Raw genomic sequence first — 22,370 nt, forward strand, 5'->3', positions numbered from 1 at the left:
TAATACCCGCAAACAATTTATATAAACCCGCCCCCACACAACCGATAATCTAGATTAACCTTTACTGCGATCGAAATAAGGCTACAATCAGCTAGAAATTAGCTGGTTCGGGGGATAATTCTGATTCCCCAAAATCCGTTGATTTCGAGTCAGCGGGCAACTCAGTATCTGCGACAGTAATTTCTAGTTTAAATCCTAATGCTTCGAGCAATTCTACCAAACAGTAAATTTCCAAACCGCCGCTTTCAGTCAGGATATTATCGAGTTTTTCGTGATGTTCTTTTGCTGAATCAGAAAGAGCATTCATCCTGATTTTAGCCTCAATTACCTTTCTGATGGCATTTCTCAGGAGTGCGGGTTCAGGGTCTTTTTCTTCTAAGATAGCCCCGATAAAACCACCAGCGTGTTCGGCATCTTTGAGAGATTCAATTAGGGACTCGCGGTAGCTATCGCTGGTAGGCATTTTCATTGAATTTCGCTGGTTGTACTTCCATAATTTTATCGCAGTCGATCGGCAATTTCTCTCGTAAGCGCGATCGACAGTCCATTCTACAAGCAAATCATACTTAAGACAGAGGTATTCGATCGACAAAATAGTAAACCTTGTTTGAGGAAACAAACTTTAAATCAAACAGGGCATTGTGAATGAATTTTAAATCGATCGCAAAAACCAATCTACTATTCGGCAGCCTGATAATTAGCCTCGGATTGCAAGCACTTCCAGCAGCAGCGCAATCAGTCACCGACGCGCAAGTTTCCGCCCTCGTAGAAGCGCTGCGACAAGCCGCCCCGCCACAAGCCGCAAATGACGGAATGTACAGTCAGTGGCAAGTTTTACCGAACAATATTTCCCGCTGGGCAAAATTCTGTACCAAACAAGATTTAACACCGCAACAATTTGAGGCTGACGCGACAAAAGCCAAATCAATTGTTACCTGTATCGTGGGCGATTTGCTGCGCGACGAATACAAAGCTAGCAGCAACAATGAAACAGCCGCTGTACGCCGCGCCGCTTGCTGGTGGATGACTGGCGAATCCGCAGCTTGCAAAAGTGGCGCCACTGCTACTTATGCCGATAAAGTTGTCAGCGTTTACCAGCAGCAGCGGGCTAAAAAGTAAAGTTTGTGCTGGCGGAATTTAGATTTTTTTACCGCAGATGGACGCAGATGGTTTTGTGCTGATGGACAGATAAGAGCGATTTGATATCAAATTCAATTATCCTATAAGCGCCAAAGATTCTTGAGAACATTAATCAGCTCTTTCTGCCGTCGAGCGATTACTTCTGGCGTCCATTCCTGTTCCCGCAGCACTTGGGTAGTAAGCACACAGGGTGAAACGCCCGTTTTAGTAGTGAAATACTTCTGCTTTTTCACATCAAAATCATAATTTTTTGCCTGAGTGTTTTTCGCACCAGATAGTAAAACTAAGTTGCCAAGACGATGTACATATTGATCGCGCTCTTCCTGACTAGGAAACCAATTCATCCACTCACTATTAGCCCCTGGATTTTGGGGAAGTACGTGCTCGACAGTAATTTTGGAGAAGTTGTAAGATGCTTCACCTTCTGACAGGGCAGCATCTAAGCGCAGCAAAACATAAAGACGAATTTTTTGGATTAGGTAAAGGTCACTATCGAGGACTCTAAGGATATTGTTTGACTCTTCAGGAGTAAACTGGAGCGGTGAATTGGAATTGAATAAATCTTCCTCTTGTTCAATAGCAGTAAGCAATCTGCTGTAACGTTCAATCCGTTTATTAATATTGGCGCGGACAATCATTAAACCTGCCGCAAGGCGGTCTAAATCTGTAAAAAAACGCACCAAATTATCGGGGTTATTACGGTTACGCGATAGGTAGAAAATGGCAGGCGGTATCCAGTCAACATTCTCAATTTTGTTTAACCATTTAAATAGTTGATTAATTTCCTCGGCACGCCGCTCGCTTTCATAGGTTGAGTTGTGAATTTCCGAAAAAGCCTTAGCATAAGGAGCTAAAATTTCATCAATGAATTGCTGAGACCCTGCCGCAGGATTGATGTTTTCCTGAAACTCTTTAAGGATACTCTTGCTAAGTTTTTTCTTTTCTTTAATCATCCGAATATGAGAAAACAAGTCTTTGAATAACTCGCGTCCCAGCTCCTCCTCGGTATCTTCCCACTTTTTAGTATATTTTTCTTGTTGGCTTTCGGGTATTTTTCCAATAATGTCCGCTTTCAAGATATCAGTTATGGAGAGATCCAATCCCCTGTTGTTCAACACAGAAAATATCCGATAAGCAGAGTCAAAGTCAGGCGTAGAAACCACTACCAAGAAGCACTGGGTAATGATGAACTGGGCAAGACGTATACGGTGGGATTCAGCGATAGTCTGCAAACGTTGCAAGAATAAATGTGCATTTTCTTTAATAAGCTTCTGAGTATCCATCAGCTCAGCATTGTTTAATTTTTGGAGCTTGTTAATACCACCTTCATTTTGAATATATTCCTTGAAAAATTCTGCATCTCGCTCGCGCAAAGTCAGACGGTAACGATTATCTATACCCGCGATTAAGCTGCCTCTTTGGTATAGATAAGTGGTCAAGTCATTGGCGTGTTGTGTTGGCAATGATTCCCTGAGAGCAGCTAGTAGTATGGTGAGAGTTGTTAGACGTTGCTGACCATCTACAATTTCAGCCTCTGGCGGCCCAGATTTGATCAAAACAATGCTGCCTAGAAAGTACGGGTTGAGTTGATCAATCGTGTCGTTACCATCTCCCAATGATGTTAGCAGGTCTTCCAGCAGTTCCCCAGCTTGCTCATTTGTCCAAGCATAGGGACGCTGGTAGAGGGGAATGGTAAACATAAAGTCATCGCTAAAGATTTTCCTAATGGGGTGTTCCTCACCCTTGATGCTGACACGGTTCATGCTTGGTTCCTGTGTTAGGTGTGGTTGGTAATTGCTTCCCGAAAGTCAATTTTCCTTGCTGCTAGAATACCATGCTCAAGCTTGGAAAGGCGAACTCTCAACTTAGCTTGTGCAGGCTGGTTTCATTCGTCCCGCTGTAGGCTTCAATCTGCGGCTGAATTACCCATTTTCCCCCTGACTTCTTATCAACTTTTGCACGCTGGCTAAAGCCCGATTTAATTCATAACTTTTTCTTTCTGAATTCTGCAAAAAAGCCTGCTGTTCTTCTTCAATCATTAACACATCCTGCCGCACCAAACCATCTAATAACTTTTGAGCCGCGCCGAAGCAACTATCTTTGATAAACCTGCGAAACCAAACAGGCAATTTGTGCAGCCGCCAAAACGCATTTAATGAGGTAAAATGAATTAAATAAGCGCGAGTTGCTGTTTCGCTCACCGGACAAACCAAGCAGTAAATCTTAAAGTCGCTTCCCAAAGTTGAAACCCAGTGCGGGTAAACATAACTCACCTCTAGCGGTTCCGGGTGCAGTCGGCGCAAAGACTTAAAAAATAACTGAGAAATTGACCAAATTTTATCTATTTTGTAATAACTTTGTGCCTGATAGCGAGCAGTTACTTGATGCTCGTTTTCTTCTAAAGTATCTAACACTGGATTTGCCCAAGCTTGCCAATCATCGTGCAAGTGCCCGTGGTACATATCCATCAAGTTTTCAATTAAAAATGAATAGTGTGCCTGACAGTCGATGACTGAAACAGTGGCAATATAATTGAGATGTTCCCACTCTGGCAAATCCAGTAAATGAGTTTTTTCTGCTTGGGTTTCGTCGCCGGGAAACAGCCAGATAAAACCGTTTTTTTCCTTGACTAGATAGGAGCGAATTTTGCAGTTAGGTAGCTTTTGATTTTCTGCTAAATAATCGACTTCGGCACATTCTCCCCTTGCATTTAACCGCCATCCGTGGTAAGCGCATTCGATTAAATCGCCTTTAACTTTGCCGTGGCTGAGTTTAACTTGTCGGTGCGGACATCTATCTTCTAAAGCGTTGATTTTGCCTGCACTGTCGCGGAAAAGTACGATCGCCCGATTCCAGATTTTCGCAGCTAGCGGCTGAGTTTGCACCTCGCTGCTGCGGGCGATCGCATACCAGCGATCGAGATTAATGCCCAACTGGCGGATGTGAGTTTTTTCCCCTTTTCCAGCTACCGATTTTATCGCGTTGTTTTGCATTACAAATATTCCCAAATTACGCCCATAAAACAACCCAATTTTACAAAATAACAGCCCGGAAAGCAACGACCGTAAATTTTTCTAAATCTCCGTTCAGACAAATACCTATCGCTAGCTAAATGCTTCAACCACCCTGGCGACAATCTAAATTTTAATAGTCTTAAAGCATTGCGAAATCCGTAGGTGGAACAGTCGGGATTAAAATCTCTCGCTGCACCTAATATGTAGCCTATTGTAGCAGGTGTTTCGACTTCCGAAATATTATCTAAAAAGACGACTTTGCCGTGCGGATTTAACATTTTTTTAATGGTTGAGAGGGTGGTGGGGAGGTTGGGCAGGTGGTGAAAAGTAGCAGCACTAACTATTAAATCAAATTGGCGATCGAGCGCTAATTGACTGGCATCCATTTGGATGTACTCGATGTTGGGTGCTGAGCGTTTTTGACGCGCTATATCTAGCATTTTTGCTGACAAATCGACGGCTACAACATTATCGTAATACTGGGCTAATTCAAAAGCAAGAATTCCCGAACCGCAGCCAATATCTAATACTGCACCTTTGCTGACAGATAGGTTGTTAGTAAAGAAATCGTTCTGGTTTTGCAACGAGGTCACGAAATCGTATTCTGTTGCAAAAGCATCAAACGTTACAGATTTATTGCGAACTTTGCAGTTACTATTTAGCATTTATTATTGCTTTATACTCATTCAATAATATTTTAACCGCATATCCACCCCGCTTAACGCAGATATTTTTTTGGTTCGCAAGCTCTGCCTTTTCCCCTCAGCGAAACCACCCCCGCAAACCGTAACTAATCTTAAAAAAAGAATGCAACTGTAGGAAACCTCTAAACCCTTATTGGATCAGTCATTCCCATTTCTTCAAATCTAAAATCTAAAATCTAAAATCTAAAATGGTAGGGCTGGGGGCGGGTTTCACCGAGGATACCAGCCGATGATTGACGATTTATAAAGCCCGCCCCACTGCAAACCTTAGATTTTTAACACGCCTTCGGGATTCACCGTCAAGAGCGCTCGCCTCTGCAAACCCTCCTGATATAAAATAGCATTAGCTGCCAACAAACCGCTGCTAACTGCCCTTTCCATTAAACCGCACGGAAACGGCATTTTTACCCAATCTCCCGCAAACAAAAGATTGGGAACAGCGCAGCAAGTTTCTGGTCTTTCTGCATAACTACCGGGCGGATATCCAGAGAAATTCTTTTGATTTACCAATTCCCGGTGCAGCATATTTGCCTCTTTTAATTCCGGTACAATTTCGTACAATTCTTGCTCAAAAGTCGCCAGCAAAACTTCCTGATTCGGAAATTCTTTCTCCTTGTAACAATAAGCGTGCAGTTCCACAACACTACCGCCAGTTTTCTGATTCCACTCTATGAACTGATCCTGAATTCGGTGGTAAAGCGTAATGCTGTCAGTCAGTTTGTAGCCGGAAAGCGAACTGAAATTGCTGTGTTCCCAGGGAAATTCGCGATCGAACCAAAAACGGCCCACCGCAAACGGATCGGCTATTTTCAAACTCTCGATCCGACTCTGCACCTGCGAATTCACCTCACCGCTAGCCAAACTAAACAAATGCTGCATCCCCGGAACATCGGCCGCCAAAACATAATAATCAGCCTTCAATGTTTCTCCCAAATTTTGCGTCTTGGAAGTGGTCGCGGCGGAGACCAACTGTACCTCATCGGCTTTTTCATCAACTACCTTAAATCGAGGCAAATCCCGCTGAGCAGGTCCGCTGACAACTCGCCCTTCGGCATCAAAAACTGCCCCGTGACAAGGACAGTGAAATTGACCGTCGTTTTGTTTCTGAACTGTGCAGCCTTGGTGAGTGCAGCTCAGAGAAATTGCCTCTTTTCCCGACGGTGCGGCGGCAAATACGCTGTCCCCAGCGCCGAAATATTCGGTAGAGTTGCTATCAGTTAATAGCCTGTTTCGCTTCACCCAAAAAGGTATTTTACTTTGCACGTCTCCTGACTGATAACTCAGAGAATCAATCTTGCCGTTTTCCCAGCGAATTTCACTGACTGCGACATCTGTCAATACTTTGCCGCCTTTGCTTTCAATTGCTCTGGCAATAGGCTGCACCAAACTCGTACCCATATCTTGTCGCGTACCGTTGAATGCTAAACCCTCTGGATTTCCGAAAAAGTAAAAGTGAAAAAATTGCATTAATTCTCCCGCGCTCAATTCGTCTGGAGCGTTGAGGCTGGATTTGGCAAAAGGCAGAAAATACAAGTCATAAAGTCCGCGCGGAAATTCACCTTTTACCCAGTCGGCTACTGATATATTGTCGAGGCGAGCAAAACTTTTTTGAGTTTGAAAACCGCCGATTTCTCGAAATACTTGCCAGTGAGCGGGTTTTGTAAGATTGATTCCCCACTTGAGCCGATTGGGAGAAGATATCCCCAAGTCAACTATATTCCAGGGAAAAGCTGAATGGTTGGGACGGAAAACTTCGGGTTTGTATTTGCCGTCTCTAAACAGAACGGCGTAGGATTCTAAAGATATAAAGTTATCGGTAATTTCTAGTTCTTCAACCACACTTTTGAGGTTGTAGTATTGCGGAAAAAAACCGTGGAAACCGTGTTCCATCATAAAAGTTTCGTTCCCGACTTGTATCGGCCAACTAGCAATTTTACCGCCGAGTTGGGGCGATTTGTCGAGCAATGTTACGGCGAAACCTCGCTGGGATAGCTCGTAAGCACAGGCGAGCCCTGCTAAGCCTGCGCCTACAACTGCAACGGTTTTGCGGTTATTCAGCATTCGCGGCAAGTCAAGAGAATCTTGCACAAAAACGGCGGGCTCTGGCTTGGAAAACCGAGAGTAGCCCAGCAGCCCGCCTGCGGCACCGACTCCGAGGAATTTGAGGGCGGTTCTTCGAGAAACTGGTTGGGATAGCGGTGAATTGGTTGATTGACTCATCAGCGGTACGCGGTAACGGGCTTTAAACACAAATACGCCATAAGGCATATATCATAGACCGAAATCAGGATATGTGAAGAAATACTAAGACACATCCCCCAATCGGATCGCGATCCTCTTCGAGGGCTGCGCTAACGCACTTGATCTGGTTCGATCGCACACAATCTATAACAAAAGCAAGAAGGCTTTACTTATTTAGGAGAAAAGAAGGAAAAAGCGATCGCCCGCCTAGCGTAAAATTCTCTAAATAATTAAGTGTTTTTATTTATGTTGCTCAATTCTTGGCAACCGCCGCCAATGATTCTAAAAAACTAGGAGATTTTCATGCAAAATCTTAGGCAAAAGGCAGTCTCGACGAATTGTACGAAATAACCTGGCAGATATCCGAGACCAAACAATTAACCAGTCGAGCTTTAAGTAAGTTGGGGCGAAAAATATAACTATTTTAAAATAAGTAAATACAGAGAATATATCTACTGAGGTAACTCAATATATCGGCGATCGATGCAGGGTATTCCTCACTTAATACCAAGACAAAACTCGATTCAACCTGAGAAGTGCGGATGTGTCGCAAAAATTCAAAGACGCCCGTATAGCTAATGCCGGTTAAACTCACATCTTGCACCATTCTTAAGAACGGGCTCTTCGGCCCGTTCCACAAAAGATGAATTTTTTGTGGAACAGGCCGGAAAGCCTGTTCATAAAAGGATTATTGAAAATGGTGCAACATCTCAGTTTTTTGCGTAAGTCCTGTTTATGCAAAACCCCTGCATAATTTACAAACTTTTACATAAATGGTCAATTTCTTGGCGTGCGGCCTCTGTTGCTGCTGGTATCCACACCCTACGGTAGATATTTGCGGTTGCTCTTGAATGCTATAATCGTGCGGCGATCGCCAGCACAGTCAATCGATTTTAGATTTTAGATTTTAGATTTTAGATTAAAGAATTGAATGAAGCATTCACCCCACGGATAAATTCGGGGGGGAAGTTTCTCGGATACAGGTTTTTTATTTCTGGACGGATGAATCAGGGGGCTTGTATCCTGGATGCGAGGGGGTCAAAATTCCCACCCACATCCCAACGTCTGCCAACTGCTGCCGCCAACGGCGCTATTAACCGCCCCAAAATCATGCAGTACCAATCCCAGCAGCAACGCCAAAAACACACGACTCAGAAAAAAATTAAAAAAGCTATTTTTTACTGTGTGATAGCAATATTTTTCTGCTGGAGCACCGCGAACCTCGCTACAATTGCCCAAAACACAGACCAGGGCGGGCCGGGCGGGCAAGAAATGAGAAATTTGCTCGATCGGGGAAACCTCACCGAAGCCGTAACCAGAATCGAAGAAAGCTGGGAAGAAGAGTATCAAACATACTTTGAACAAGACTTTGAAACCCGTGCGAAAACGGCCGAAGCAATATCAAAAACTCTCTCCCGTCTAGCAGTTCAAACCAAGAAAAAACCAGCTTTAATTTACGCTATCCCCCGCACCGACCAACTAGAATTAATCTTAATATTGCCCGATCGCCCGCCCATTCTCCGCAGCGTCCCCGAAGCCAAACAAGAGAAACTGCTCTCAGTAGTCCAAGAATTCGGTAGCGAAATCACCAACCCCGTAAAACTAAACACCACCACCTATCTAGAACCAGCCCAACAACTCTACAAATGGATAGTTGCACCCCTAGAAACAGATTTGCAAACAGCAAAAATTGAAACATTGCTGTTCTGCGTCGGCGCAGGTTTGCGAACCGTACCCCTAGCAGCAATGCACGACGGACAGCAATTTCTGATCCAAAAATACAGCCTCGCCCGCATCCCCGCCTTCAAACTCACAGACAGCAATTACACCGACATCAGAAACGTGCAAGTCCTAGCAATGGGAGCATCAGATTTCGCAGAAACGGCGAACAAAGAACCGCTGCCAGCAGTTCCATTAGAACTCGGCGCGATCGCCCGACAGTGGCCCGGTCAATCCTTTCTCAACCAAGACTTCACCCTAGTAAACTTGCAATCCCAGCGACTGCAACAAAAATACGGAATCATCCACCTTGCCACCCACGCAGAATTCCGCCCAGGAACCCCAAATAACTCCTACATTCAATTTTGGGACACCCAACTCGGTCTCGATCAAATGAGAGATTTAAAATGGAACAATCCGCCCCTCGAACTATTAGTATTAAGCGCCTGCAGAACCGCCTTGGGAGACAAAGAAGCAGAACTCGGATTTGCCGGTTTAGCGCTGCAATCGGGAGCAAAATCAGCCCTCGCCAGCCTGTGGTACGTCAGCGATGCGGGGACTCTCGCCCTGATGACAGAGTTTTACCAGCAGTTAAGAATCCGCAGGCCAAACGACCCTCCAATCATTAAAGCTGAAGCAATGCGGCAAGCACAAATCGCTGCGATCGAAGGCAAAGTGACGATCGAAGGCGGTCAACTGCGAAGTGCGCGAGGCGACATTCCATTGCCCCCGTCCATCCCCAAACTCGACAGCAAAGATTTATCCCATCCCTATTATTGGGCAGCATTCAGCATAATCGGCAGTCCTTGGTAAGTGGGCCTCTTGACCGACAGTGGTGATAGGCTATAAAACATAAGTAATTTAATATCTGTAGCTGTCGCTCAACAAACCACCACCAACCTGTGACGAATCAAGCGGGAGCCTTCAAGGGGAAAGAAAGATGAAAAAATTAGAATTTTTGCTACAGAAAGAGGGCGATCGCGCCTGGTTGCCCCTAGAAACCTCCGACGTGGAAATTCTAGAAGGTAAATACCGCGTGGTTGCTCGCATTCAGCACCCCAACACCGACATCGAAATTCGCGTTACCCATACCTCCTTCGACCAAGGGGCGCAGCGGAAAGTCCAAAGCCGATCGGCCCGCACCAACCCCGAAGGATTAGTCGTGATCATTCCCTACACCAGGCTCAAACCCGGACTGTGGGAACTATCCTGCTTGCCAGATCCCAAAGCAACACCACTAAAACCTTGGCAGTACGGCGTTCAGTTAGAAGTATTGCCCGCAGAATCGGAAACCTCCGAACCCCTACCGCCGATCGACCAAATCGAACCCGCCGCTTCCCCCTCAGCCCCAAAAATCGCTTCCCCGGTCGATCGCCCAGCCCCACAAATCGCTTCCCCGGTCGATCGCCCCGCACCAACCGAAATCCCAGCAGCCGCTGAGGCACCGCAGCAAACCAAAATCTACCAATTCCCAATTCCCCAAACCCCCGAACCAAAACCGGGCGTCCAACTCCTCCTCCACCTCGATCGAGAAACCTTCGTCACCCAACTCGGTCGCCCCTTAATCATTTCCGGCAAAATCGACATTCCCCAAAACCCCCAGCCCCCCCAAAAAACCAAAAAAACAGCAACTCTCATCCCCGAATCCGAAGCGCTAGAACTCCAACAACTCATCGGTTCAGCACAACTGCAAATTTACCTGCGCGATCCCCAAACCTCAAAAATTCTCGCCCAAATCCAGCAGCCGATGCCAGAACAAGTTCCCCCCTGCATCTTTGCCTGCGTCACCTATATCCCAACCGAGTGTAAAAGCCGCCTAATTTTAGGAGAAGCAATTCTCAGCAGTGGCGGCGTCACCCTAGCCACCAAACTATTCACAATTACAGCTCGTTTAGAGCACCTTCTAGAGGAAATTAAAGACAATTTCATCGAAGAAAAGCATCAAGCCGAACCCTCCCCAACAGCCTCAAAACCGTCTGGAAGCGCCAAAAATATATCCTTCCTCAAGCTAGTAGAAAAATCCTTAGACCCTCCCTCCCCTGCTGAAGTCCCAACCACTGAAGCCCTACCCCCTCTACTGGCTTCGCGTCACACCCCAAGTGCAGGCGGTCTAGAATTGCCCGCATTCGGTAACAAACTCCCCGACAGCAGCCGATCGCAATTGCTGTCGGAAATCTCCGATTCGCCTCAAACTGCCCCAGAGTCGATCGACCCACAAACCAAACCCTCAGACATCTCAAATCCCACTCAAACAGCCGAAATCGGAGCGATCGACCAAAAACCCGAAAACAGCCCAGAATTAGAAACAACCGCCCCAGAAACCGCGCCAGCACCCACAAAACAGGCATTTCAAACCTTAAACGTCGAAAGTCGATTTTGGTCGCGACTGAGTTCCCTAGCCAGCAACGGTGAATCCCCCGACTGGCTGAAAGCAACCACCCTGTCACCAAATCCAACAGCCGCCACCAATAGCAGCGACGAAATTGCCGTTGTGGAAGAAAGCAGCCCAACCCAGCAGCAACCCGAAACCAGCGAAACAATTTCCGATCCCAAATCTACTAGCCCAGAAGCCAGAGAATTTGTCGTTTTTGACGAACCCCCGCAGCCGAAACAAGTTGCTCAAAAAACCAGAATAGTCGCCACAGAAGACACTCCTCCAACTCCCTACGTTTTGCCAGAAGACGAGTTAGTACCGATGCCGATTTTGGAATTGCCGCGGGCCGAAATCATCGCGGGCCAGGCTGTAAAAGTGCAAGTGCAACTCCCGGAATTAATGCCCCGGATTTATGTGAAAGTTTGGGTGTACGATCGCCAAACCTACCTGATTCTCGACGGGCCTCGCTGGATTACCGAATTTAAAGCTAACGGGTTGGGAAATGTGCGAGCAAGTGTCGAGTTAGAGATTCCCTACGGCTGCATGGAAGTCGAATTTGAGGCGATCGCCGTCGAAATGCAAACTCAGCGGGAAAGCCACAAAGTAAGCGTTCACCGCCAAGTTTTACCCCCAGCCGGGCCAACTTTACCCCTCGAAGGGTAAGCCAAAATCCGCGTGCATCCCCGTTCATCCGCTGACATCTGCGGTTAAAAAATCCTACTTACTTGCCCGCCAACTGCCGAAACTTCTTCTTAAACTTATTCTTATACACGTAGATCGATCGCTGTAAATCCTCAACTTGCAGCGACATCTCGGCAGCCAAACCCGTGCGGTTCCAAACATCCTCCTCACACTTGCGGCGGCAAAAATTCATCGGTTCCGAGTAAACTTTCCCAGTAGATAAAGTCGGCTTCGGCCCGCACCAGTGAATCACCGTCGCCTGAGTGCGATCGCCCCCAGGCCCGCTTGACTCAACCGGAAACTGCTTCCTCAGCAAATCTTGGTCAAAATCCGGCACCAACAACTGCATATCCACATTCTGCACCCGCAGTCGATTTTCCCCGGCCGCCCGGAAAATCATAAAGTTCAAAAACCCCATTTCTCCGTACTTAAATATCCCCGGATTTGCCGCCGTAAAATCTAAAATTTCTACGTATTCTTCCAAGCTAAAAACGCCGCGCTTAGCAAAGAAAGTACCCGTGCAGAAATAGTTCGATCGCGATTCCGACCAACGAAAATTCGGGAAATGCTTCTCAACGCCCGGAATGTCAAAGAAAAATTCCGAAATCTCCGCATCCGGGTAATCGTAACAAGGCTTGTCTACAATAAAATCAAACTCTTGAAAGTTAGCCAATTTGAGAACATCGCCCCAGACGATCGTATCGGCATCCAAAACCATAAAATTTGACCAAGGACTTTCCCAGAAAGCAATCATTTTAGTTTTGCCCCAACCAAAACTTCTTTTCCTGAGAACTTCTTCAGAAACAGTTGTGCGATCGATAACCCGCACCCCATAGGCTTTTTCCAAAGCACTCACAGAAAACGTACCGTCAATCAACAGACAAATCGGCACATCTCCCAGGAAATAGCGGATGCTAGCACAGCAACCCTTAGCAAACAGATAATCTTGGTCGCAGCAGGCAATAATAATACCAAAATCTTCCATAAAACCTCACTTTTTTACTAATACCAGTTACCCAAAATAATGCAAGTGTATGCCGATGTTTCCAACTTGTATGTCATCAGTTATTTCCAATTCTTTAATCGAAAATCGAAAATCGAAAATGGTATAACTTGCCCACCCACAGCGTTTCGGTTTTTTGTTCTGACAGCAGCTCTATTTTTGAGTTTGGCATTTTAGCCAGCTTAGCACTAAACTCCTGCGATCGTCCCTAGGCAAAAACATCGTTCAAACCGCTAGGAATATCGGGCATAGTCGATCGGTCAAGCAAGTGAGCTTTCCCTGCGCCAACAGCGGGTCAATCGATTGCGCGATTTTAGATTTTAGATTTTAGAATTGAAGCATTGACTTGCGCGAGATAAATACGTTCGGCAAGTTTCATCGGATACAGGTTTTTTATTTCTGGACGGATCGATCGCGTGGCGGGTATCCTGGATGCGGGAATTGTCAAGCACTACCAGTTCAGTCGTACTCAAACAACAAAAAAGTTGTGTTAAAGTAGCGGGAAATTAAATCCGCCGACGAGCCGTCTCAAAAAGGGCGATCGTCCTGGCAAGTCCCGACGGCAGCGGGCCTCAAAAAACCAAAATTGGTCAAGCCTGAACCTTGGTTTGGATCGGGTCAATCTACCAGACTTTAAGTCTCAGTTCCCCACTCATGGCGGGAAAATAGCCCGTGCCGGGTCGCGAGGTTTAAACTTAGGTTAAAAACCTTGACATTATAGGAGATAAAGCTGTATAAGGGATGCGACAAGCAGCCACAATCCTACCTATAACTGTCTGTTAAGTCGGGCGTAACCGAGGACTCTGGGCAGTTGTCAGTTACAGGCAGATTGTGGTTGAACCCGTAGAACCAGTTATCGATCGCCCTGGGAGCAACTCAAGCAAATCTGGCGATCGAGAGATGAAATTAACAGGTGATGGTATAATCAACCGTAAAGTAATGTGGGCTTGACCTGAATTGATGCCTGGGGGTACAAGGGCCCAGCCCCTACGTTCAAGCAGAAGTAGACACGCCTACTGTGAATCAACAGTTATGGATAGGTTCTATTTTGGCAGTTATTGTCAACAGGCAAGCAACCACAAAAATTAGCAGTTGGGAATTGCTGCTCGTCGAGTTGAATAGAGTGTGAAGGTGTGAGGAAAATGAACAGAACTTTTTGGAATTTACTGCTAGTATCCCCGGCAATTCTGGGGCTATCATCAGTCATGAGTGCCACTGCGATCGCCGCAGAAGCGACCGCAACCCCTGAAGCCAACCAACTAGCTAAAGCTCAGTCATCTGAGTCAAAAATTGCAGAAATAGTTGGAGAAATAGTTGCAGAACCAGTTGCAGCAGCCCCTGCTGCCCCAGAAAACCTGGCTTTAAACAGCAGCCTCGAAGCGGCCCCAACCCCGGTCGTTAAGGAAGCAGACGCTGAAAAAATCGCCTCAATCGAACCAGAAACCAGCGCCGCAGCACTGCAAACAGCACTGCAAACAACAGGGAGCGACATCGAGTTAGCAGCCCCAATCGCTCCGGCCAGCGCAGCAGCGACTGAACCCCTAGCAGCAGCAGGCACTGCCGAACCCTCGCCCCAAGCATCAGACTTGGCAGAGCAAATCAGCCAGACAGAAGTTGCTGGGAAAATTGAAGTGCCAGCAGTCGCCAGCACCCCAGCTACTACCCCAGCTACTAAGGTAGAAATTGCTCAGACAGTACCCGGAGGAATGGGCGGCCCCATCGTCCCTGTTGCTCCCCAAGCACTGCCGGCCCAACCGTCGGGAACCATGTCCCAGGTGACATCAGTCACTCAGCTCTCCGACGTGCGCCCGACAGATTGGGCATTCCAAGCCCTGCAATCCCTAGTCGAACGCTACAGTTGTATCGTAGGTTATCCCGACGGCACCTTCCGCGGCAACCGCGCCCTGACTCGCTACGAATTTGCAGCCGGCGTCAACGCTTGCTTAGACCAGATAACCCAACTAATTGGGTCAACAGGTAACTTAGTTACCCGAGACGACTTAGCCATCCTGCAACGCCTGCAAGAAGAATTTGCAGCCGAACTCGCTACCCTGCGCGGACGAGTAGACGGCCTAGAAGCTCGCACCGCAGAACTCGAAGCCAATCAATTCTCCACTACCACCAAACTGCTCGGAGAAGCCGTTTTTGCCGTCACCGACACCTTTGTCGGAGAGGGTATCCGCCTTGACGACGACGACGACAAAACAGTCACCGACTTCAGCTACCGGGTGCGCTTGAACTTATTGACCAGCTTCACCGGTCGAGACTTGCTCAGAACCCGCTTGCAAGCGGGTAACGTCCCTAACTACTCAGCAATTACGGGTACTAACATGACTCGCGTAGCCCAGGATGGGGCTGAGAACAACAATTTCACACTAGATGAAGTGTGGTATCGGTTCCCGCTAGGTAACGCTACATTCTTTGTCGGTCCTAGAGGACTTGACCTAAATGAAATTGGAGACGCGCCTGCTACTAGTACCTTTGGTGACGCTACGGGTAATGGCACTCTATCCAGATTTGGAGTTCGCAACCCGGCCGTACACCGCGGACCGCAGGGAGCTGGCGCAAGTATGAGTTACAACTTGGGCAACTTCCGAGCTACTGCGGGCTATCTGGCCTCCGAGGGCGATGCTCCCAACCCCGCAAATGGCAGGGGCGTTTTCGACGGTTCTTTCAGCGCTTTGGGTCAGATCGGCTTTTTTAGCAACCCGTTTAATTTGAGCCTGACTTACACCCACAAATACAATCGCGCAGGCGATGTTGGCCTCATGGGTGGCACCGGCAGTTCTTTGGCTAACCGGCCCTTCGGTCAAGCACCCACTCAAGCAGATAACTATGGCGTGCAAGTTAACTTCAAACCCAGCAGTCGCTTTCACATTGGCGGTTGGTACGGTTATACGAAGGCTGAGCAACTGCGGGGGGGCGGCAATGACGCGACGATCCAGAATGGTGCTATCACTTTGGCCCTGCGAGATTTTGGCCGGCAAGGCAACCTCCTCGGTTTTGTCTTCGGTGTACCGCCAAAAGTTACTGAGAGTGATGTCGCCAGAAATCGCAACACCTCTTATCACTTAGAGGGTTTCTATCGCTTCCAAGTCAATGACTTTATCTCAGTGACACCGGGCGTTTACGTGATTCTGAATCCCGAACACAACAACAACAACGACGATATCTGGGTCGGACTCCTCCGTACAACCTTTAGTTTCTAAGGCTTCTAGACATCTAGTTACAGCTAAAAGCGGCAGGCGACTGCCGCTTTTATTTATTGGTCATCAGGCGATTTTAGATTTTAGATTTTAGATTTTAGATTGTTAACAGTCATCAGTCATCAGTCATCACTCATCAGTCATCAGTCAACAGTCATCACTCATCAGTCAACAGTTGACAAATTATGAATTTTGGCGGCAAATCCCGAATACGGAGGTGTAGCCGTGCAGAAATGTGCTGCCGCCGACGGGGCCGATTTCGCCGTTGCAGAAAAAGCCGCCCAGGGGGATGTTTTTGAGGTATCGGCCAAAAAGTCGGGAGTCAAAGTTCGATTCGCCGTAAAGCCCTTCACCGCGCCCCAGACAAGAGAACATCAAGGCGCCGACGCTGGATGTACCACTGTACTCGGCGGCCCGCTGATAGCGATCGAGCAGCATTTCTAGGTCTTCTGCAGAGGTGCGCGCGTCCCGCAGGTGAAATTGGATGCGCTGTCCGGGACGGACTTGATCGCCGATCGCAATTGCCCCCACTTTCGGATCTACTCCCAACAGATTGCGGATTAAAAAATCTCCCGGCTCTAATTTCAGCTTGAATTCATCGCTGACTAAGCCTACAAATAACGAGTGCTGGGCTAATTCTCGGTCTTCTTCGCTCAAAGTTTGAACTAACTCTCGCAAAGCCTCTAAGGGCGATCGCTCGATGCCCCCGCTGCCGATATCATCGGTTTGTTCTTCGAGTTTCAGCAAAATATTGCGATCTCCTTCCGTCACCCGATAAGGATGCCCGATCGGCCTGCAGCCTTGAGCGACGATCGTTTCCAAAACTATATTGCCGCTCAAAGCTACCCCAACCGTCCCTTCTCGGTGAAGCTGATAGTCGCAAAACAGCGCCGCGCCCCTGCCCGCACCGTCCCCCCCGGCTAGTCCCCCTACCTTCGCCGCGCCCGGATAGGCATAATCTAGCCCTTGGAGCAAATCGTTAATTTTTGCGGAAAAGGGGTCAGCCAAGATGATGAACTGCGGTTCTTCCTGGGCCGGCACGCCCAAGAGATCCACCCAAGTATCCGGGGGACTGTCTAAGTCGGGCAGTTCTTCTGAACCGACATGAAAAGTTCTGACATTCACTCCCGGCAAGCGCGCCAGACTGAGGCTGACTGCGGGAGATCCCTCGACTTCTTCGGTGAGGCCCCCCCGGTTCGTGCCGATGACTCCTCCCCCGCCACATCCCAGGATCGCGGGTACTGGCAGCATTTCTCGGAGTAAAGGCATCAGCCGAGAATACTCGCTGGCAAAGGCAGACGAGATAAATATCAGTGCTAAATCGGCCTGGCCTTCTAGGTCGCGATCGGCTTGTTCTACAACTTCTTTGAGGGCGGATTCCAAAGAGGGACGGGTTGATAAAGCGCTGACCCATTGCATTTGGTTTTGGGTGTACATAAGGCAAACTTCTCTATAAAACTATTTCTATACATTAGGCTAACTGGAACCGGCCACTGGGGGGACGCTATTCTTGGGCGATCGATTCCCCATCGATTGCCGTTCTTGTGTTAACATAAGTTAACATGAGAGTCCCCTTAATCTGTTAACTGTTAAATGCTGTGTTCAGCTAAATCTTAAAAGATAAAGCTCAATACAGTTTGACACACCAACCTCGTGTAATGTTTTCATCAAAAGTAAGGTTGGCTCGACCTACATTGATGCCTGTGGACTAGAATCCGCCTAGGGGCTAGTAAAGCAGGGAGTAGAGACGGCTACTGCGATCGTACTTATGGATGGTTTCTATCTGGGCTGCTGCAACCGCAGCGCATCTCAAGCTATTATTAGCTGGAGTCGCCAGACCGAAACAGCAAATCCCACCCAAACTAACATCCAAAAAGAAAACCTTTCTTACTTAATAAGGTCAACGGCCCAGGTCTAAAGACACGCTCGCTTCGAGCCTAAGACTTAAACCACTGTTGACCCGCCGTATACTTTAGAAGTCTACGTTTTTTGAGTTATGACACCAAGCGACTGCTTAGCTACTCCCTTGCTCTGTCGTTAACGGTTAAACATCTTTATTTGGGTTAAGGACGTGCCGTTAGCCGAACAAGCTCACTAAACAAAGGCGCGTGCTAACATTACCTAGAAATAGGTCGGGGACAACCATATTCTCCTACACTTTCCTACCAACAAGTTTTATGACAACAACACCCTCCGTCAACATCCAAGAGAAAATTGAAGAAGAACTAGAAAGCGCTCGTACCGTCTGTGACCTCAAGGGCGCAACTTCCGGGGAATGCGCGGCGGCGTGGGACGCAGTTGAAGAACTGCAAGCAGAAGCTTCCCACCAAAAGCAAGTCAAACCTAAGAATTCTTTTGAAAAATTTTGCGACGACAATCCTGACGCTGCTGAGTGCCGCATCTACGAGGAATAAACGAGCCATTTAGCTCTATGCCGAACCTCCCGCGCCGAAATCTAACTTTTGGCGCGGGAGAATTTTATTTTAGAGGTTGAGCCTTGAAATAATGGCGAGATTGGCCCTCTATCCCAATACGGTTAAAATCAGGCAGCTTCTCCCCACTCCCCGAACCAAGGGGGACAATAATTTGCTGTGGCGCGCCTTGGTTAGGGGGATGGGAAGGCGAGATTTGAGGAATAAACAGTTTTAATCCCAGCATATTGCCGTCTATCGTGTCTCAAGTAGCCTTCAAAGCGCGCCAAGTACCTTAGAAAATGTAGCAGTAACTAAAACATTAAGACCCTGTTCTGGTTGCTGATTTTTTAGCATTTTTGTAGTAAAATTTGTGACAAATAAGTGAGTATATTTTCCCAAAGATGTTGAGTCTTTTATTGGCAGCCACCGGGCCTTGGTTTCAACCGCTAGTCTGGATGGATTATCGGTTGTCTGTGTTATTAACAATTTCGATCCCGCTGGTAGTGCTGATTTGGGCTGTTGTGGCAAAAGCTGAGGCGATCGTCCGTTTGTCGATTATTTATTGGCGGGTGGCGAGTTTGCTGGCAATTACACTTTACCTGATGATGGCTGCGCTGCCTGTGAGCTTTGTATCGTCGGTGATTGGGAGGGCATTAATTCCTGCTAGTCTGTGGTTTTGGGAGGATTTAAACGAAGAAATTGCCGATCGACCGCAGTCGCCCCTGAAACTGGCTTTTACAGCTTGGCGGTGGGCGATTACTGTTTACAGCGGTTTGGGCGCTCTAGCTCAACTTCCCTTCTTAAGCTGTGCTTTTAAATCGCAAATTGAGGTAATTGACGAACCTTTTTGCCGCATTTGGTTAGACCCACCTTGGCTCTACAAACAAATGTTTCACCCTAATACAACCCCTCAATTTTTGGGATTGTTGGGGATGATTGGTTTAGCTATCTATGTAATTTACTTGTCATACTTTGTGCTGATTAGACTAGGAAAACAGGGGAGGTCAGCTACCGGAAATTAAGTTGAGTTTTAGTTAGTATTTCCTTCCTAAATTGCAGCTAAATTATTCCACCAAAATCTCATAAATCCCAAATAAAAACAGCCGGGGCGCATCTAGGATAAAATCAAACTAACAGCCGGGTGGCTGACGTGACCCGCCCAAAAACGGATACAAGCCGTGGACTCCAGTCGTGGATATCTAACAATTTTAGACTAAGGTTCCAGCTTCCAGATTCATCTGTCGAGAAAATCTAAAATCTAAAATCTAAAATCGACTGACAGTAATGTTATTGGGAAAGACTGTGATGGATAGCAAACAAGCCTACTTACAGTGCTTAGACAGGCTGATTTGGGCGATCGATCGCCTGGAAGCAAAAGTCGAACCAAGTGAACTCGCTCGGATTGCCGAACTGATTGTTCAGCCGATGATGGGGCCATGGCGGTTTTTTCACACTCCCGAACATATTTTTGAGGTGGGGGGAGATGAAGATGCGATCGAGGTTTTGGCAGCTTTATTTCACGATACCGTCTACCTACAAGTCGATCGCAGCATTAACTTTAACGTCAGCTACTACATCACTCCTGTTGCAAAAGAGGTTAACCAACACCTACAAATTCGGGATAAATCTGAACTGCCTGCGGATGCTACCTTCGAGATGGTAATGCTGGTATTCAATTTTGTACCGGGCGAAGTCCTCAATCCTTTGGCTGGACAAAACGAATTTCTCAGCGCTGTCGTAGCAGCAAAAGCTCTAGAACCATTTCTCAAACGCGAGCAATTGCTTCAAATTGCCGGCTGCATTGAAGCAACAATTCCGTTTCGTGCCGCCGATGCGGGAGTAACGGTAAGCCAGCGTCTTTATGAGCGCTTGCAAGCAATAAATAGCCTGTTTAACCTCAGTTTAACGGACGAGGAAATGCGGGAAACGGTCAAAAAAGCTGTGCGAATCTCTAACCGGGATGTGATGAGTTTTGCTCACCATAGTTCAGCCCATTTTTTGGCAAATACCTGGAATTTACTGCCGGAAACCAATCACAATCTCATATGCTGGGGTTTTTACACGGTTCGCGACTACCGAGTTGCTTTGGTGAAGATGGAAGGTTTTCTGAATTATCTCAAGCCAGAAATAATTTTCCGACAGTTTGAGGGATATCCAGACGATCGCACCTATCAGCGCTGGGAAACTACTGCTAAGTACAATCTCGAAATTGCGAAGCTTTATTTGGGGTGCAAACTGGCTGCCCTAGCCCTGCTAGAAGCTCTTTCTTCGGATTTGGGGATTGAGGTTTCTCTGGCGATGATGATGGGAGGAATTCCGGCTCAAGTTCCTAACTGCGTGCGCCTGGAAAGCTTTTTTCCAGAAATAGAGAAACCTTATAAACCTAAAATTAGTTTAGAAGCGGAAGTATTGAATTTATTAGAAAATGGGCGGGCTAAAAGCACTTCTAATACCGATTTGGAGAGTTCGCCCCTGACAACGTTTGTGGTAAAAATTGTTGGCTTTGACGAAATGCGCTATCAGTGCGATCGAGCTAAGGAATTTTTTAGAGAAAATCTCAACGCCGACGAGTTTATTTCCGACTTTAACCCGATAGTTACAGAAATTGTTATTGATTCAATTCTCAAGTTGTTTGACAGCCGGAAGTCTACTATCTACCGATACTACGATATCACTTCTAAGTTAAAGTCGCAACCCCAAACCAATTTTCTCGATCGCCCTTTTCGATCCCATGGTTAACTAGCTTTAAATACAGTATTTTTGCCTCCTCTATAGAAAAGACCATTACTCAGCTTATATAAGAGTAGAGCGATTACACCGTGACAGGATTGATTGCCTCGCTTTCCCTACGTCAATCTGCCTATCCATCCCAACACCAACAGCCCTACAGGTATGGTGTGGGGCTTCCGGCAAAGATGCTAAAAGTTGATAAAAAATGGAAATTCGCTGCTGTTTACCTTTGACAATTATTTTATACAAAACGGATTTGATAGCGGGCTGTCACTCATTTGAGCTACCCCAAATAAGCGTCACTATAAAAAGCGACTGTTAAAGCACTTCCCCCCACAGCTACAACTGGGGAATAGCAAGTTCAAACAACTTGCAAACCACTAATCCCCAATCAAACCATGCAAACCACAAATTCAATTTACGCTCAATTGCCTCTTTGCTCTTCACTGCCCACACTGCAACGAAATAATAGTACCACTGCCAATCAAAACGTGCGCTATCTCCAACAATCCTTAGTTGAAAACGGATATCCCGTCGCAACTGATGGATTCTTCGGCCCAAAAACCGAAGAAGCAGTCATCAGATTTCAAAAGGAAAATCAGATTGCTGTTGATGGCATTGTTGGCCCTCAAACTTGGAGTCTATTAGGCGCTTGTTATACAGGTGAACCCGGATGTTAAATCCAAGTTAACTAATCCTAGGCGCACGGGTAGCAAGAAACTGGGTTGTTTCACTGCAATACTTCTTTTTCGCCCCCAGAAACGCTAAAAAACCTGGTGGTTGAGCGAAGCCGAAACCTCGTTTATGCCCGTTAAAAGTGCATCCAGGACTATTAACTAACATCTTTTCCCCACTTCTCTACTTTTAAACAACTTGCAAACAACCAATGGAGAATCAAACCATGCAAACCACAAACGCAATTCGTACTGAATTACCTTCCTGCCGTTATTTTCCCATACTAAAACCCACATTCCGCAGATATTCAAGCAGATTTAATTTCAAAGGAATTCATAATTGCCAAAACCTCAAATGATTGCTATGCAATCATTTGAGGTTTTTTTAAGGTATAATAATTTGTGCCAGTATAGCAACCTTCAAAACTATGAAAAAGCCCTCTGAAGCTATAAATATCGTAAATTTAGAC

At 46.8% G+C, this 22,370-nt stretch carries 16 protein-coding genes; 8 read left to right on the forward strand and 8 right to left on the reverse strand.

Going from position 1 to position 22,370, the window contains the following annotated elements:
• Positions 1-91: 91 nt before the first annotated feature.
• Entirely contained in the window at positions 92-619 is a 528-nt protein-coding gene (locus QT973_RS07065) for a transcriptional regulator (protein ID WP_333057918.1), read from the reverse strand.
• 26 nt (positions 620-645) lie between these two features.
• On the opposite strand from QT973_RS07065, the gene QT973_RS07070 reads away from it, so the two are divergent.
• Positions 646-1,119 (forward strand): hypothetical protein, encoded by a 474-nt coding sequence (locus QT973_RS07070; RefSeq protein WP_333057919.1) that lies wholly within the window; start codon positions 646-648, stop codon positions 1,117-1,119.
• A gap of 101 nt (positions 1,120-1,220) precedes the next feature.
• Here QT973_RS07070 and QT973_RS07075 read toward each other — a convergent pair whose 3' ends face one another.
• The 5 genes from QT973_RS07075 to QT973_RS07095 form a co-directional block, all read right to left on the reverse strand.
• The gene (locus QT973_RS07075) at positions 1,221-2,903 is read right to left on the reverse strand and encodes a DUF262 domain-containing HNH endonuclease family protein (RefSeq protein WP_333057920.1); all 1,683 of its coding nucleotides are present in this window, start codon (positions 2,901-2,903) and stop codon (positions 1,221-1,223) included.
• A gap of 159 nt (positions 2,904-3,062) precedes the next feature.
• Positions 3,063-4,133, reverse strand: coding sequence for an aromatic ring-hydroxylating dioxygenase subunit alpha (locus QT973_RS07080; protein WP_333057921.1), 1,071 nt, complete (start codon positions 4,131-4,133; stop codon positions 3,063-3,065).
• The gene (locus QT973_RS07085) at positions 4,133-4,819 is read right to left on the reverse strand and encodes a class I SAM-dependent methyltransferase (protein ID WP_333057922.1); all 687 of its coding nucleotides are present in this window, start codon (positions 4,817-4,819) and stop codon (positions 4,133-4,135) included. The genes QT973_RS07080 and QT973_RS07085 overlap by 1 nt, the downstream gene beginning before the upstream one ends.
• 306 nt (positions 4,820-5,125) lie before the next feature.
• The gene (locus tag QT973_RS07090; RefSeq protein WP_445243040.1) at positions 5,126-7,126 is read right to left on the reverse strand and encodes an FAD-dependent oxidoreductase; all 2,001 of its coding nucleotides are present in this window, start codon (positions 7,124-7,126) and stop codon (positions 5,126-5,128) included.
• A 397-nt stretch (positions 7,127-7,523) separates the two neighbouring features.
• Positions 7,524-7,706: a hypothetical protein gene (locus tag QT973_RS07095; RefSeq protein ID WP_333057923.1), complete on the reverse strand. Its 183-nt coding sequence runs from the start codon at positions 7,704-7,706 to the stop codon at positions 7,524-7,526.
• 395 nt (positions 7,707-8,101) lie between these two features.
• On the opposite strand from QT973_RS07095, the gene QT973_RS07100 reads away from it, so the two are divergent.
• Together QT973_RS07100 and QT973_RS07105 are read left to right on the forward strand one after the other, a co-directional pair.
• Positions 8,102-9,631, forward strand: coding sequence for a CHAT domain-containing protein (locus QT973_RS07100; RefSeq protein WP_333057924.1), 1,530 nt, complete (start codon positions 8,102-8,104; stop codon positions 9,629-9,631).
• 127 nt (positions 9,632-9,758) lie between these two features.
• Positions 9,759-11,855: a hypothetical protein gene (locus QT973_RS07105; RefSeq protein ID WP_333232990.1), complete on the forward strand. Its 2,097-nt coding sequence runs from the start codon at positions 9,759-9,761 to the stop codon at positions 11,853-11,855.
• A 58-nt stretch (positions 11,856-11,913) separates the two neighbouring features.
• Here QT973_RS07105 and QT973_RS07110 read toward each other — a convergent pair whose 3' ends face one another.
• Positions 11,914-12,858 carry a hypothetical protein gene (locus tag QT973_RS07110; protein ID WP_333057926.1) on the reverse strand — a complete coding sequence of 315 codons (945 nt, stop codon included), beginning with the start codon at positions 12,856-12,858 and terminating at the stop codon, positions 11,914-11,916.
• A gap of 1,160 nt (positions 12,859-14,018) precedes the next feature.
• On the opposite strand from QT973_RS07110, the gene QT973_RS07115 reads away from it, so the two are divergent.
• On the forward strand, positions 14,019-16,085 hold the full coding sequence (locus tag QT973_RS07115; protein WP_333391015.1) for an iron uptake porin: 2,067 nt from the start codon (positions 14,019-14,021) through the stop codon (positions 16,083-16,085).
• A gap of 180 nt (positions 16,086-16,265) precedes the next feature.
• Here the strand turns inward: QT973_RS07115 and QT973_RS07120 are convergent, their stop codons facing one another.
• Positions 16,266-17,501 (reverse strand): FIST N-terminal domain-containing protein, encoded by a 1,236-nt coding sequence (locus QT973_RS07120; protein WP_333391019.1) that lies wholly within the window; start codon positions 17,499-17,501, stop codon positions 16,266-16,268.
• 758 nt (positions 17,502-18,259) lie between these two features.
• Between QT973_RS07120 and QT973_RS07125 the strand changes: the two genes are divergently transcribed.
• The 4 genes from QT973_RS07125 (at position 18,260) to QT973_RS07140 (ending at position 21,906) form a co-directional block, all read left to right on the forward strand.
• The gene (locus QT973_RS07125; RefSeq protein ID WP_333057930.1) at positions 18,260-18,496 is read left to right on the forward strand and encodes a Calvin cycle protein CP12; all 237 of its coding nucleotides are present in this window, start codon (positions 18,260-18,262) and stop codon (positions 18,494-18,496) included.
• 401 nt (positions 18,497-18,897) lie between these two features.
• Complete coding sequence (locus QT973_RS07130) at positions 18,898-19,518, forward strand: DUF3177 family protein (RefSeq protein WP_333057931.1); 621 nt, start codon at positions 18,898-18,900, stop codon at positions 19,516-19,518.
• 262 nt (positions 19,519-19,780) lie between these two features.
• On the forward strand, positions 19,781-21,235 hold the full coding sequence (locus QT973_RS07135; RefSeq protein ID WP_333057932.1) for a hypothetical protein: 1,455 nt from the start codon (positions 19,781-19,783) through the stop codon (positions 21,233-21,235).
• Between the two features lie 389 nt (positions 21,236-21,624).
• Positions 21,625-21,906: a peptidoglycan-binding domain-containing protein gene (locus QT973_RS07140; RefSeq protein WP_333057933.1), complete on the forward strand. Its 282-nt coding sequence runs from the start codon at positions 21,625-21,627 to the stop codon at positions 21,904-21,906.
• Positions 21,907-22,370 lie beyond the last annotated feature (464 nt).

Source organism: Microcoleus sp. Z1_A1 (assembly GCF_036700305.1).
GTDB lineage: Bacteria > Cyanobacteriota > Cyanobacteriia > Cyanobacteriales > Microcoleaceae > Microcoleus.